Below are 13,973 nucleotides of genomic sequence, written 5' to 3' on the forward strand. Positions count from 1 at the left end.
TCACTGATGAAGTACGCCAGGTGCCCTTCGGGCAGCCAGTCTTGCAGTGCGTCGGGCAGCAGTCGCTGCTGTTGGGGTTCGTAGGGGAGGTAACTTGCGGCCATGCCCACAATTTACCAAGCCTTCGCGACCTCAGTGCGCTTCTGCCGCGCAAGCTCCTAGGGCGTGCGCTCTATCACCGTGCAGGCAACATCCGGCGATGGCGTGCGATAGTTCAACGATGTTCGATAGACAAGTTGCTGATCCCAACGGGCGGGCCGCGGTCCACCGCGTTTCCGGACTCGCACGCCTGCAGCAAGGACTCATGCTCGGGTCGTTGGCACTGGCCGCGGGCTGGAGTCTGTGGGCGTGGAGCTGGTCCCGCCCCGCTGCGTTGCTGGGGGTGCTGGCCATGTTGGGGGGTTATGCCTTGGTGCTGGCGCTGGAGTTTGTGGTGGTCGGCGTGGTGAACCGGAGCGACCCGACACCCCGTGCCCATGCGGGAACCCTGTTGTGCGCCTGGTGGCAGGAGGTGCGGGTGGCCCCCCGGGTGTTTTCCTGGCGGCAGCCGTTTCGCTGGCGCTGTCTGCCGGATGAAGACGTGCCGCCGGCACCGGGTTGCACAGCGTTGGTGTTCGTGCACGGCTTTGTGTGCAACCGCGGCTTCTGGCTGCCCTGGATGCACGAGCTGCGGCAGCGCGGCGTGCCCTACACCTCGGTGAATCTGGAACCGGTGTTCGGTTCGATAGACGCGTATGGGTCATCGATCGACGACGCCGTGCGGCGTGCGCACGCGCTCACCGGACAGCCGCCGATGCTGGTGTGTCACAGCATGGGCGGCCTGGCGGCGCGCGCCTGGCTGGACGCGGTGCCCGGTGCGGACCAGCGGGTGAGCCGGATCGTGACCATCGGCTCGCCGCACCACGGCACTTGGCTGGCCCAGTTCAGCCGCGTGAACAACGGCCGCCAGATGCGGATCGGCGGGGACTGGTTGCGCTCACTCCAGGCGCGTGAGGCTGTGACAGCGCCGAACAACCGCTACGACCGCTTTGTCTGCTGGTATTCCAACGCAGACAACATCGTGTTCCCCGCCGCCACGGCGATGCTGCCGGGCGCCGACAACCGCCATGTGCCTGGCGTGTCGCACGTGGCCATGGCGTTTCACCCCCAGGTGATGCGCGAGACGCTGGCCTTGTTGATCCGACCATCAGCAGCCTGAGCGCTGGCGCGAAGAGCCAGTGCTTCTTCGGGCAGGCGATGGACCTCCGCGCCTGGCCGGCGATTATTCAGCCCTGGTTCCCGTCGCCAACACCCCACGGCGCATCTGGTCGAGCTCCATGGTCTCGAACAGCGCCTTGAAGTTGCCCTCGCCAAAGCCCTCGTTGCCTTTGCGCTGGATGAACTCGAAAAAGATCGGGCCGAGCTGGTTCTCGCTGAAGATCTGCAGCAGCAGTTCGCCGGGCTTGCCGTCCACGAGGATGTTGCGCTGCTGGAGTTCGGCGACGTTTTCGCCGTGGCCGGGAATGCGTTTGTCGAGCAGTTCGTAGTAGGTGTCGCTGGTGTTGAGCAGCTTCACCCCGGCGAGTTCGAGCGCATCGACCGTGTCGTAGAGGTGGGTCGAGCCCATGGCGATGTGCTGGATGCCCTCGCCGTGGTAGCGGTCCAGGTACTCCTGGATCTGGCCGGCCTTCTCGTTGCCTTCTTCATTGATCGGAATGCGGATCTTGCCGCAGGGGCTGGTCATGGCCTTGCTCTTCACACCCGTGGCCTGACCCTCGATGTCGAAGTAACGCACTTCACGGAAGTTGAACAGCCGCTCATAGAACCCGGCCCATTCGTCCATGCGGCCGCGGTGCACGTTGTGTGTGAGGTGGTCGATGTAGGTCAGGCCGTGGCCCACCGGGTTCAGCTCCGCACCGGGCAGCGGCTCGAAGTCCACATCGAAGAAGCCGATGTTGCCGATGTCGCCCGGCTGCGCGCCGTTCTTGCCGCGCCAGCGGTCGATGAAATAGATGATGGAGTCGCCGATGCCCTTGATGGCCGGGATGTTGAGCTCGCCCGGTGCCGCCGTGTTGGCGTAGCCCCAGGCACCGAGCGAAAGGGCCCGCTCGTAGGCCACTTTCGCATCGCGCACGCGGAAGGCGATGGCGCACACGCTGGGGCCGTGGAGGCGGGCGAAGCGCTGGGCGAAGCTGTCGGGTTCGGCGTTGATGATGAAGTTGATCTCGCCCTGGCGGTACAGCGTCACGGCCTTGTGGCGGTGTTTGGCGATCGGCTTGAAGCCCATGCGCTCGAACAGCGCGCCCATGGCGGCGGGATCGGGCGCGGCGTATTCGATGAATTCGAAACCGTCAGTGCCCATGGGGTTCTCCCAGGTGGCTGCGGCAGACGTGACGGCGGTGGGCAGGCTGGCGTTCATGGTGGTCTCCTTGTGGTGTGGCGAAAGCAAAGCGCCACTGTATCGGCGCAGCGTGTCACGATTCCAGCGTTTTGGGGCGCTCCGTTTGTCCTTTTTGCAGGATTCCTGCAGAATCAAAAGCATGCAAGCACTGGACAAGCTCGATCGCCACATACTGCGCAGCCTGCAGGCCGATGGCCGGGCAACCTACGACCAGATCGCGGAGGTGGTGGGTCTGTCGCCCAGTGCCGTGCTGCGGCGGGTGAAGCGGCTGGAAGAGGTGGGCGTGATCGACCGCTATGTTGCGCTGGTCAGGCCCGAGGCCGTGGGTCTGGGCCTGACGGCCTATGTCAACGTGCGGCTGGAGAAACACGCGGAGAGCGCCAAACGCAATCCCATGGACCAGTTCCGCGCCAGTGTGATGGGCTGGCCCGAGGTGGTGGAGTGCGCCGCGCTCACGGGTGAGATGGACTTCCAGCTGCGGCTGGTGGTGGCCGACATGGCGGCTTACTCGCGCTTCATGATGGACACCCTGCTCAAGCACCCCAGCGTGCAGGATTGCAAGACCAGTTTCGTGATGGACCGGGTGAAAAGCACCACCGCTTTGCCCGTGTAAAGCGCCCTCTTCTGAGGCATTTTGTTGCATCGCAACAAAATGAGGTGACAGACGGTCAAAAAGCCGCCCGCCCATCGGGTTTTTCCCGGTTTAGAGGCGCACGCCCTTGTCGATATAGGGATAACCCTTATATTCAAACCATGATCGATCCCCTCTCCTGGTTCAAGTCTTCTGCGCAGCGCAGCGCAGCGCCGTCACGTCTGCTCGACGACGTGGCGCCGGGTGAGTTGCGCAACACGGGTTCGTCCACCTCCATGGCTGTGCCTATCCGGTCCATGGGGCCGGGGCATCTGGAGCGCATCAGCGCCCACCTGCTGGCGCTGGAACCACACGACCGTTACCTGCGCTTTGGTTATGCGGCCAACGACGAGCAGATCCAGCGCTATGTGGCCAGCCTGAACTTTGCGCGCGACGAGCTGTTCGGCATTTTCAACCGCAAGCTCGAACTCATTGCCATGGCGCACCTGGCGTATTCGGTGGATCCGCAGTGCACCAGTTGCGCCGAGTTTGGTGTCTCTGTTTCCCGTCTGGCCCGGGGTCGCGGTTACGGCAGCCGCCTGTTCGAGAGGGCCGTCATGCACTCTCGCAACGAGGGCGTAAGCCAGCTGTTCATCCATGCGCTGTCTGAAAACACCGCCATGCTGCGCATCGCCCGCAAAGCCGGTGCGGCGATCGTGCGCGACGGTTCCGAAAGCGAAGCCCATCTGCACCTGCCGCCGGCCGATTTTGATTCGCGCGTGACTGAGATGGTCAACGAGCAGATGGCCCTGACCAACTACCACCTCAAGGTCCAGGCCCGGCAGTTCTGGGACGGGCTGGCCCTGCTGATGGAAATCCGCCAGGGCGTGCGCGAATCGCGCGAACGCGTGCGCGGTTGACCGGGCAAGCCTGATCCGGCTTCCCACGCGGGCGCTCCGGGCGCCGTGGCGGTGTGTCTCTGGTTGCCGTCATGGGCTTGCGGTATCCTTCGATACTCCCTCAACCATCCCATTCCTTCAGTGGCCGACATCCCTCCCAGTCCCGGGCCGCAGCGCAGCCTGCGGCATGAAGACAAACGTGGTTTCCTGCAAAAGCTCGCGGAGTTCATCCATCCGGGCCCGGATTCCAAGGACGAACTGATCGAAACCCTGGCCGAGGCCGAGGACAACGACATCATCAACGCCGAATCGCGCATCATGCTCGAAGGCGTGATCCGCATGGCCGACATGACGGCCGGCGATGTGATGGTGGCGGCCCCGCGCATGGATGTGCTCGACATCAATGCGCCCTACGATGAACTGCTCCACCTGGTCATCGACACCGCGCACTCGCGCTTCCCGGTCTACGAGGGCGAGACCGAAAACATCATCGGCATCCTGCTCGCCAAAGACCTGCTCAAGCTGCAGCGCGCGCCCGAACTCAACATCCGCGCCCTGTTGCGCCCGGCCACCTTCGTGCCCGAGAGCAAGGGGCTGAACGACCTGCTGCGCGAATTCCGCGGCAACCGCAACCACCTGGCGATCGTGATCGACGAGTTTGGCCGTTTGGCCGGCCTCATCACCATTGAAGACGTGCTGGAAGAGATTGTTGGCGAGATCGAGGACGAGTTCGACGTGGTCGAAGACGATGGCGACATCTTCGCCCTGGCTGACAGCACCTGGCGCGTCAGCGGTGACACCTCCATCGAGCGCATCAATGAGTCCTTCGGTCTCAAGCTCGCGGTGGACGATTTCGACACCATCGGGGGCCTGATCGCGCACACCATGGGCCACGTGCCCAAGCGCGGCGAGGTGCATGAGCTCGATGGCCTGCGCTTTGTGGTGCTGCACACCAAAGGCGGCGCAGTCAAATGGTTCAAGGTGTTGCCGACGCCTCTGGTCGATTGAGCCCGAGCCGCGATCGCGCCCACACGCCAGCGAACCGCCATGCGCAGCCTGTTCGGTAACCTGCACACGCCGTCGAGCCTTTCCCCCCTCAGTGGCCAGCCGCCGGGACGTCCTGCCCGTGGCAGGGGCCTGTTCTGGCTGGTGGTCTGTCTGCTGGCCGGCTGGCTGCAGGCGGCTGCACTGGCCTGGCCCGTGCGTGGCTGGAGCCCGCCGGGCCTGGCGCCAGGCGAGCCCAATGGCTGGCTGCAGATCGGATCGCTGTCCCTGCTGGTCTTGGCCTTGCGGCATGTGCAGCAGTTGCGCCAGGGCGTCTGGCGCACCTGGGTGTTCGCCACGGCCTGGCTGGCCTCGACCTTCTGGTGGCTGTTTGTTTCCATGCACACCTACGGCGGCCTGCCAGCCTGGTTGGCGGCGCTGGCCGTGCTGGCGCTGGCGGGTCTGCTGGCCCTGTATTACGCGCTGGCGGCGGGCCTGATGTGCGCACTGGCACCGCGTTCGCGCATCCAGCAGGCCGTGATGTTCGCGGCGCTCTGGACCCTGGCCGAGCTCGCGCGAGGTCGCTGGCTGACCGGGTTCCCCTGGGGTGCAGGCGGTTACGCCCAGGTTGATCTGATGGCGGCCTGGGCTCCCTGGGTGGGGGTGTACGGCATGGGCGCGATCGCCGCGCTGCTGGCCTTTGCGCTCGCGGCGGCGCTTTCGGCGCTGGGGGGGTGGATGCGTCAAGGCTTGTTCCCGACCGCGCGCCGGCCCGGCGCCCCCGATCCCCTGCGCTGGTACCACCAGCGAGGCCGCTCAATGGCTGTTGCTCAAGGGCTGTCCGGAGTGGTTTTGCTGGTCGCGCTGTTGGCCAGCGTGCTGTGGGGCGGTGCGTGGCGCGACCAGGGCCAGCGCGACACCACCGCACATGGCCAACTCCGGGTCTGGCTTCTGCAGGGCAACATCGCCCAGGACCAGAAATTCGAACCCGGCACCGGTGTTGCTGAGGCCTTGCGCTGGTACCCGGAACAGATCGCCAAGGCGGCCGAGGCGGCGCGCGTCGATACGCTGCGCGGGCCGCAGCTCGTGGTGGCGCCCGAGACCGCGTTGCCGATGTTGCCCGATCAACTGGGTGACGCGTTCTGGCAACCGCTCCTGCGAGGGCTGTCGCAACCGGATGCCTCGCTGGGCGCGTTGCTGGGCCTGCCGCTGGGCAGCTACGAGCAGGGTTACACCAACTCGGCCTGGGGCATCGAGCCGCGCACCGCCGCGGCGCCGCAGCCCGGCGGGTTTTTCCGTTACGACAAACACCACCTGGTGCCCTTCGGCGAATTCATTCCGCCCCTGTTTCGCTGGTTCACCGACCTGATGCGCATTCCGCTGGGCGACTTCAACCGTGGCGCACTGGCGCAGCCCGCCTGGTCCTGGGCCGGACAGCGCATCGCGCCCAACATCTGCTACGAAGACCTGTTCGGCGAAGAGCTGGCCGCCTCGTTCCAGGACCCCGTGACGGCACCCACCGTGCTGGTCAACCTGAGCAACCTTGCCTGGTTTGACGACTCGGTGGCGATCGACCAGCATCTGCAGATCTCGCGCCTGCGCGCCCTGGAGCTGGGCCGGCCCATGCTTCGCGCCACCAACACCGGCGCCACCGCGGTCATCAACCACCGCGGCGAAGTCACACACCAGTTGCCGCGCCTGACCCGGGGCCGGCTGGAGGCCGTGGTCGAAGGGCGCAGCGGCAGCACGCCCTTCGCCCGCTGGGCCGGACGCTGGGGTCTTTGGCCAGTCTGGGTGGCGTGCCTGACCGTGGTCGTGCTGCTGGCCAGCCGCCGACCCCGGCGCCGCCGCGCGCGCGGCGCCTGAACGCCCCCACGGTCAAAGGCTGGCGCCCCGTAAAATCCAGCTTCTGCGCAGTGCGCCCGCCAGGGCGGCTGCCCCTCGCACCCAGAACACTTCCGGCCCGGACTTCGCACCGGCCCCCTCCCGCATGTTGACCTTCCAGCAAATCATTCTGAAACTGCAGTCCTATTGGGACGCCCAGGGCTGCGCGCTGCTGCAGCCCTACGACATGGAGGTCGGCGCCGGCACCAGCCACACCGCCACCTTCCTGCGAGCGCTCGGCCCCGAGCCCTGGAAGGCCGCCTACGTGCAGCCCAGCCGCCGCCCGAAAGACGGCCGCTACGGCGAGAACCCCAACCGCCTGCAGCACTACTACCAGTACCAGGTGGTGTTGAAGCCTGCACCCAGCAACATCCTGGAGCTCTACCTGGGCTCGCTCGAAGCGCTGGGCTTCGACCTGAAGAAGAACGACATCCGTTTCGTCGAAGACGACTGGGAAAACCCCACGCTCGGCGCCTGGGGCCTGGGCTGGGAGGTCTGGCTCAACGGCATGGAAGTCACGCAGTTCACCTACTTCCAGCAGGTGGGCGGCATCGACTGCAAACCCATCACCGGCGAGATCACCTATGGCCTGGAGCGCCTGGCCATGTACCTGCAGGGCGTGGACAACGTCTACGACCTGGTGTGGACGAACCGTGCCGATGGCTCCAGTCTGAGCTATGGCGACGTCTACCTGCAGAACGAAAAGGAACAGTCGGCCTACAACTTCGAACACTCGGACGCCGACTTCCTGTTCACCGCCTTCAGCGCCCACGAAAAGCAGGCCAAACACCTGATGGAGCAGCAGCTCGCGCTGCCCGCCTACGAGCAGGTCCTGAAGTGCGCCCACAGCTTCAACCTGCTGGACGCGCGCGGCGCCATCAGCGTGACCGAACGCGCTGCCTACATCGGCCGCATCCGCAACCTGGCGCGCGGCGTGGCCCAAAGCTACTACGAAAGCCGCGAGCGCCTGGGCTTCCCCATGGCGCCGCGCGAGTGGGTGGAACAGATGACGAAGAAAGCCGCCTGAGCGGGAGAGCACAAGAATGACAACCAAGAACCTCCTCGTCGAACTGTTTGTGGAAGAGCTGCCACCCAAGGCGCTCAAGAAGCTGGGTGATGCCTTCGCCGGCGTGCTGTTTGAACAACTCAAGGCCCAGGGCCTGACGGCGGCCGGCTCCGCCGTGGCGCCCTTCGCCTCACCGCGCCGACTGGCCGCGCACGTGACCGCCGTGACCGAGCGCGCAGCCGACAAGGCCGTGTCGCAAAAGCTCATGCCGGTGAGCGTGGGCCTGGACGCCAGCGGCCTGCCCACGCCCGCGCTGCTCAAGCGCCTGGGGGCGCTCGGGGCCGATGCCTCGGCCGTGGCTGGCCTGAAGCGCGCGCCCGACGGCAAGGCCGAAGCGCTGTTCTACGACAGCGTGGTGCCCGGTGTGGACCTGGCCGTGGGCTTGCAGAAGGCGCTGGACGAAGCGATAACCAAGCTGCCGATCCCCAAGGTGATGAGCTACCAGCTCGAAACCGATTGCGAGCTGCCCGGCTGGAGCAGCGTGCACTTCGTGCGCCCGGCGCACGGCCTGGTGGCGCTGCACGGCAGCAGCGTGGTACCGGTGAAGGCGCTGGGGCTCCGGGCCGGCAACGGCACCCAGGGCCACCGCTTTGAAGCGGCCAAGTCGCCTGTGCTGCTGGCCGACGCCGACAGCTACGCGCAGACCCTGCTGACCGACGGCTCGGTGATCGCCAGTTTCAACGACCGCCGCTTCGCCATCGTGCAGCAGCTCGCGCAGGCCGCCGAGCGCCTGGGCCCGGGCTACGAGGTGCTGATGGACGAGGCCCTGCTGGACGAAGTGACCGCCCTGGTCGAACGGCCCAACGTGCTCACCTGCGGCTTCGAAGAGCAGTTCCTCGAAGTGCCGCAGGAATGCCTGATCCTCACGATGAAGGCCAACCAGAAGTATTTCCCGCTGGTCGATACCCACGGCAAGCTGACCAACCAGTTCCTCGTCGTCAGCAACATCAGCCCGATGGATGCCAGCGCCGTGATCGGCGGCAACGAGCGCGTGGTGCGCCCGCGCCTGGCCGACGCCAAGTTTTTCTTTGACCAGGACCGCAAGAAGACGCTGGAAAGCCGCGTGCCGGCCCTGTCCAAAGTGGTCTACCACAACAAGCTGGGCACACAGGGCGAGCGCATGGAACGTGTCTGCGCCATTGCCGAGACCATTGGCCTGCAGCTGGGCGGCCCTGAGCTGGCGGCGCGTTCGCTGCTGTCCGCGCGACTGGCCAAGACCGACCTCGTGACCGACATGGTGGGCGAGTTCCCCGAGCTGCAGGGCATCATGGGCGGCTACTACGCGCGCCACGACGGTCTCTCCGAAGACATCGCCTTCGCGATCGAAGACCACTACAAACCGCGCTTCGCGGGCGACGAACTGCCGCGCACGATGACTGGCGTGGTGGTCGCGCTGGCCGACAAGCTGGAGACGCTGGTCGGCATGTTCGGCATCGGCAACCTGCCAACCGGCGACAAGGATCCGTTTGCGCTGCGCCGGCACGCGCTGGGCGTGATCCGCATGCTGGTGGAGAAAGATCTGCCGCTGGATTTGCAGGGGCTGCTGGCCGGTGCCGCACCCGCTTTCGGCGACAGGATCACCGACGCTACTGCCGCGCTCGCCGACTTCATCTACGACCGCCTCGCCGGAAGCCTGCGCGAGCAGGGCGCCAGCGCCCAGGAAGTCGATGCCGTGCTGGCCCTGCGCCCGCAGCGCCTGGCCGACGTGAGCCAGCGCCTGCAGGCCGTGCGCGCCTTCGCGGCGCTGCCCGCCGCAGCGGCGCTGGCGGCCGCCAACAAACGCATCGGCAACATCCTCAAGAAGTCCGAAGGCGAGGGCGTCGCGGTGCAGGAGAGCCGGCTGGTCGAAGCGGCCGAAAAGGACCTGTTTGCCGCGATGCAGAAGACCGTGCCAGCGGCCGACGCCGAGTTCGCCAACGGCGACTACACCGCTTCGCTGATGACGCTGGCCGCGCTGCGCGCGCCGGTCGATGCCTTCTTCGACGGCGTGATGGTGAACGCCGAAGACCCGGCGCTCAGGGCCAACCGCCTGGGCCTGCTCAAGCAGCTGCACGAAGCGATGAACCGCGTGGCCGACCTCTCCCGTCTGGCAACATGACAGCCCCTGCGCTCCGCCGCTGCGCGGGTCGCTGTCCCCCGAGGGCGCGCGGCCTTGGCTGGGGCGGCCCGGCGCAGCGGCCCTCACTTCTGTGGAGCACCGCATGAAACTGCTGATCCTCGACCGCGACGGCACGATCAACCGCAGCCGCGACGACTACGTCGCTTCTCCGGACGAATGGGAAGCACTGCCCGGTGCGCTCGAAGCCGTGGCACGGATCAACCAGGGCGGCTGGCGCGTGGTGCTGGCGACCAACCAGAGCGGCATCGGCCGTGGCTTGTTCGACATGGCTTCGCTGAACGCGATTCACGCCAAGATGCACCGCCAGCTCGCGGCCGCCGGGGCTCGCGTGGAGGCGGTGTTTTTTTGTCCGCACGCCCCTGAGGATGGTTGCCACTGCCGCAAACCCGAACCTGGCCTGTTTGAACAGATCGGGGTGCGTTTCGGCATGACACTGGCCAATGTGCCGGCGGCGGGCAACGCCCTGCGTCATGTGCAGGCCGGCGCTGCGGCCGGCTGTCCCACCCATCTGCTGCTGACCGGCAAGTCCGAACACCTGCGCGGTCGTGCCGGGCCTGGAGCGGACGCCGAGCTGGCGATGCTGCTTCCCCATCTGCCTTCGGGCACCCGCCTGCACGAAGACCTGCCCGCATTTGCCGACTGGCTGCTGGCGCAGGACACCGCCACCTCCTGAACCGCCCCATGATCGTCATCAACTTCCTGCGTGCCGTCCTGCATCTCTTGTTCATGGTCGTGACCGTGATTCCGTGGGCGCTGGCGGTGGTGGTCGCCGCGCCGTTCATGAAGCCCGACCGCATCTACTGGATGTGCGCGCGCTGGCTCAAGCTGGCGGTCGATGGCGGCACGTTGATCCTGGGCATCCGCAACCAGGTGATCGGCTTCGAGAACCTGCCGGTGGGCAGCACGGCGCCCGCGGTGCTGCTGGTCAAGCACCAGTCGCTCTGGGAGACCTTCAGCATGGCCGCGCTGATGCCGCATCCGCTGGCCTTTGTCTTCAAGAAAGAGCTGCTGAAGGTGCCATTTTTTGGCTGGGCCATGGCGCGCATGGACATGATCCACATCGATCGGGCCGACGGTGCGCGCGCCTTCGCCAAGGTGGTGCAGCAAGGGCAGCGGTTGCTGGACCAGGGCACCTGGGTCATCATGTTTCCCGAGGGCACGCGGATTCCCCGCGGCGAGAAGGGCACGTACAAGAGCGGGGGCACCCGCCTCGCGATCCGCACCGGCGCGCCGGTGATCCCGATCGCCGTGACCTCGGCCAAGTGCTGGCCGCGCAAGGCCTTCATCAAGAAGCCCGGTGTGGTGGAGTTTTCGATCGGCAAGCCGATCCCCAGCGCGGGCCGTCAGCCGGACGAGCTGATGCGCGAGGTGGAAGACTGGATCGAGACCGAGATGCGGCGCCTCGATCCCACGGCTTACACATGACCACCCCTGCGCCGCGCTTTCAGCGCGTCACCCCCTCAAGGGGGCGATGCGAGTGGCCCGGCAAAGCCGGTTCCACCGCATCCTCGGTGCAGACATCTCGCTCCGGAGGGGACTGAGCCCATGCAGCGCTTCGTGCAACTGGCGCTCGATTTCCTGACCGGGCCTGAGCCCGTGGGGTTGCCCAGGCCGCCTGCGCCGGTGGCGAAGCCCCGGCCTGCGGCTCCGCCCGCCGAGCCGTTGAATGAGGTGTTCCAGCCCGGCACCTGGCACCACCCGCGCGCCAATCGGCTGCTCAAGCTGGGCAACTGCGATGTGGCTTACGAATTCAAGCGCGGCAAACGCCGCACCATCGGCCTGTCGGTCGGGCCCGATGGCCTGAGCGTGAGTGCGCCGCGCTGGACGCCAGTCGGAGAGGTCGAAGCGCTGTTGCACGACAAGGCCGGCTGGGTGCTGGAAAAGCTGCAGAACGCCCGTCAACGCGCCGGGGAGCTGGCGCAGGCCCGAACCGTCTGGGCCAACGGTGCCGAGCTGGACTTTCTGGGCCAGCGCGTGCGCTTGGTGCTCGATCCTGCGCACGGGTTCGCGCAGGTCGGGGCTGTGCTGGAGCCGGCCGCCATCGACGCGTCCGATGCCGTGGGTGCCCTCCGGCTGGGGCTGGCCCACAACGCCACCGAGGCCCAGATCCGCGACGCGGCGCAGGCCTGGCTGATGCGCCAGGCCAAGCGCGTGTTCGCCGAACGGCTGGATCATTTTTCGCCGCTGCTGGGTGTGCGCTATGAAAAATTGCGCCTCTCCAGCGCCGGCACGCGCTGGGGCAGCGCCAGTGCCGACGGCACCATCCGGCTGAACTGGCGGCTGATCCACCTGAAGATGGAGATGGTGGACTACGTCGTGGTGCACGAGCTCAGCCACCTGCGCCACATGGACCACAGCCCGCAGTTCTGGGACGTGGTGGCGAGCGTGATGCCGGACCACATGGCGCGGCGGCGCGCGCTCAAGCGGGCTGCGGTGCCGCTCGGCGAGTGAGTCTCAAACGGCCTTGAAGCGGTAGATGCCCTCGGCATCGCGCTCGCGCCGCACCTGACCGCCAAACCACAACCGGTGCAGATGCGCCACCGCTTCGCCCATGGCGAAGGTGGTCTGGTGCAGGTCCAGCTCGCGCTGGAACAGCAGGGGAATAGCGTCTGCGCCGCTGATGGGTCGCTCGAGGCAGGCGTCGAGCAGTTCGGCCAGGCGTTCGGCGTGGTGGTCCTTCAGCTGCCGGATGCGTTCGTGCAGCCCGGTGAAGGGCTTGCCGTGCGAGGGCAGCACCAGCGTGGCTTCGGGCAGCGGCAGGTATTTGTCGAGCGAGTCCAGGAACAGCGTCAGCGCATCGCTCTCGGGCTCCATGTCGTACACGCTCACGTTGGTGCTGATGCGCGGCAGCACCATGTCGCCGCTGATCAGCACCTGCAACTCGTTGTTGTACAGCGCGATGTGTTCGGGCGCGTGGCCGTAGCCGCTGATGCAGCGCCAGCCGCGTTCGCCGATGGTCACGGTCTGGCCGTCCATCAGGCGGTGGTAGCGCGGCGGAACGGCCGGCACCATGCCGGGGTAGTAGCTCGCCCGGCCGCGGATTTGCGCCAGGCTGTCGGGGTCGGTCATGCCGTGGGACGCAAAGAAGTCGGCCGCACTGGCGCCACCAAAACCGGTGGTGCTCTGTGAGCCGATGCGCGCCGAGTTGTAGTCGGTGGCGCTGATCCACAGCATGCAGGCCCACCGCTCGCACAACCAATAAGCCAGCCCGATGTGGTCCGGGTGCATGTGGGTTACGATCACGCGCAGGATGGGCAGGCCGTCGAGTTCGTTGGCAAAAATCTGCTCCCACTGCGCCTTCGCTTCATCGCGCGAGATGCAACAGTCCACCACCGTCCAGCCCTCCACGCCGTCCAGCGTATCGCGCAGCAGCCAGAGGTTGATGTGGTCCAGCGCGAACGGCAGCGCCATGCGGATCCACTTCACCCCCGGCGCCACCGTGAGCGTGTGGCCGGTGTCGGGCAGCGTGTCGCCCAGCGGGTAGTGCAGGCGGGCTTCGAGCTGCTCTCGGGAGGGGGGATTCATGCGCGGGTGGATTCCGTTAAGATGCCAACGAGTGACGTTAACGTAAACGTCAAGAGATGCCGGGCATTCTACGGAGCGGGGTTCCGATGCACTGTCCGCAACCCGACAAGGCCCTAGCCCATGGCGAGCAACCCGACCTACACCATCAGCGATCTGGCGCGCGAGTTCGACCTGACAACGCGCGCGATCCGCTTCTACGAAGACATGGGCCTGCTGCAGCCGCAGCGCGAAGGCCCGGGTGGGCGCAACCGGGTCTACAGCGCGCGCGATCGCACGCGCCTGAAGCTCACGCTGCGCGCCAAGCGTCTGGGGCTCTCGCTGACCGAGGCCAAGGACATCATCCAGATGTACGACAGCCCGCGCGACACCGGGCCGCAGCTGCGCAAGTTCCTCGCCGTGCTGGCCGAACACAAGCGCCAGCTCGAAGAGCAGATGGCCGACCTGGTGGCCAACCTCGACGAGGTGAAGGTGCACGAGAAAGAGGCGCGGGCGCTGCTGGCGAAGGTGGACAAGACGATCAAGGCCGACAAGGTCTGAACGGCGCG

Annotated in this window: 13 protein-coding genes; 11 read left to right on the plus strand and 2 right to left on the minus strand. The window is 66.5% G+C overall.

The genetic code is table 11. The features are described 5' to 3' along the window. Positions 1-220 precede the first annotated feature (220 nt). A complete protein-coding gene (locus AC0GNO_RS06665) occupies positions 221-1,198 on the plus strand; it encodes an esterase/lipase family protein (RefSeq protein WP_472903438.1) in 978 nt (325 codons plus the stop codon). Between the two features lie 63 nt (positions 1,199-1,261). Here AC0GNO_RS06665 and hppD read toward each other — a convergent pair whose 3' ends face one another. After that, positions 1,262-2,398, minus strand: coding sequence for a 4-hydroxyphenylpyruvate dioxygenase (gene hppD / locus AC0GNO_RS06670; protein WP_472903439.1), 1,137 nt, complete (start codon positions 2,396-2,398; stop codon positions 1,262-1,264). A gap of 121 nt (positions 2,399-2,519) precedes the next feature. On the opposite strand from hppD, the gene AC0GNO_RS06675 reads away from it, so the two are divergent. The 9 genes from AC0GNO_RS06675 (at position 2,520) to AC0GNO_RS06715 (ending at position 12,354) form a co-directional block, all read left to right on the plus strand. Next, positions 2,520-2,993, plus strand: a complete 474-nt coding sequence (locus AC0GNO_RS06675) for an Lrp/AsnC family transcriptional regulator (RefSeq protein ID WP_472888779.1) — start codon at positions 2,520-2,522, stop codon at positions 2,991-2,993. 140 nt (positions 2,994-3,133) lie between these two features. Further along, complete coding sequence (locus tag AC0GNO_RS06680; RefSeq protein ID WP_472888778.1) at positions 3,134-3,871, plus strand: GNAT family N-acetyltransferase; 738 nt, start codon at positions 3,134-3,136, stop codon at positions 3,869-3,871. Positions 3,872-3,991: 120 nt separating this feature from the next. After that, positions 3,992-4,858 carry an HlyC/CorC family transporter gene (locus AC0GNO_RS06685; protein ID WP_472888777.1) on the plus strand — a complete coding sequence of 289 codons (867 nt, stop codon included), beginning with the start codon at positions 3,992-3,994 and terminating at the stop codon, positions 4,856-4,858. Between the two features lie 39 nt (positions 4,859-4,897). Further along, complete coding sequence (gene lnt / locus AC0GNO_RS06690; RefSeq protein ID WP_472903440.1) at positions 4,898-6,700, plus strand: apolipoprotein N-acyltransferase; 1,803 nt, start codon at positions 4,898-4,900, stop codon at positions 6,698-6,700. A 124-nt stretch (positions 6,701-6,824) separates the two neighbouring features. Next, complete coding sequence (gene glyQ, locus AC0GNO_RS06695; protein WP_472888775.1) at positions 6,825-7,745, plus strand: glycine--tRNA ligase subunit alpha; 921 nt, start codon at positions 6,825-6,827, stop codon at positions 7,743-7,745. A gap of 16 nt (positions 7,746-7,761) precedes the next feature. Then, positions 7,762-9,882 carry a glycine--tRNA ligase subunit beta gene (glyS, locus tag AC0GNO_RS06700; protein ID WP_472903441.1) on the plus strand — a complete coding sequence of 707 codons (2,121 nt, stop codon included), beginning with the start codon at positions 7,762-7,764 and terminating at the stop codon, positions 9,880-9,882. A gap of 103 nt (positions 9,883-9,985) precedes the next feature. Further along, entirely contained in the window at positions 9,986-10,576 is a 591-nt protein-coding gene (gene gmhB, locus AC0GNO_RS06705; protein ID WP_472903442.1) for a D-glycero-beta-D-manno-heptose 1,7-bisphosphate 7-phosphatase, read from the plus strand. Between the two features lie 8 nt (positions 10,577-10,584). Then, positions 10,585-11,328 (plus strand): lysophospholipid acyltransferase family protein, encoded by a 744-nt coding sequence (locus AC0GNO_RS06710; protein WP_472903443.1) that lies wholly within the window; start codon positions 10,585-10,587, stop codon positions 11,326-11,328. 120 nt (positions 11,329-11,448) lie between these two features. Beyond that, positions 11,449-12,354 (plus strand): M48 family metallopeptidase, encoded by a 906-nt coding sequence (locus tag AC0GNO_RS06715; RefSeq protein ID WP_472903444.1) that lies wholly within the window; start codon positions 11,449-11,451, stop codon positions 12,352-12,354. Between the two features lie 3 nt (positions 12,355-12,357). Here AC0GNO_RS06715 and AC0GNO_RS06720 read toward each other — a convergent pair whose 3' ends face one another. Further along, a complete protein-coding gene (locus tag AC0GNO_RS06720; protein ID WP_472903445.1) occupies positions 12,358-13,428 on the minus strand; it encodes an MBL fold metallo-hydrolase in 1,071 nt (356 codons plus the stop codon). A gap of 120 nt (positions 13,429-13,548) precedes the next feature. Here AC0GNO_RS06720 and AC0GNO_RS06725 point away from each other — a divergent pair, with 120 nt between their 5' ends. Continuing rightward, positions 13,549-13,965: a MerR family transcriptional regulator gene (locus AC0GNO_RS06725; RefSeq protein WP_472903446.1), complete on the plus strand. Its 417-nt coding sequence runs from the start codon at positions 13,549-13,551 to the stop codon at positions 13,963-13,965. Positions 13,966-13,973 lie beyond the last annotated feature (8 nt).

The organism is Hydrogenophaga sp. L310 (genome assembly GCF_055703065.1).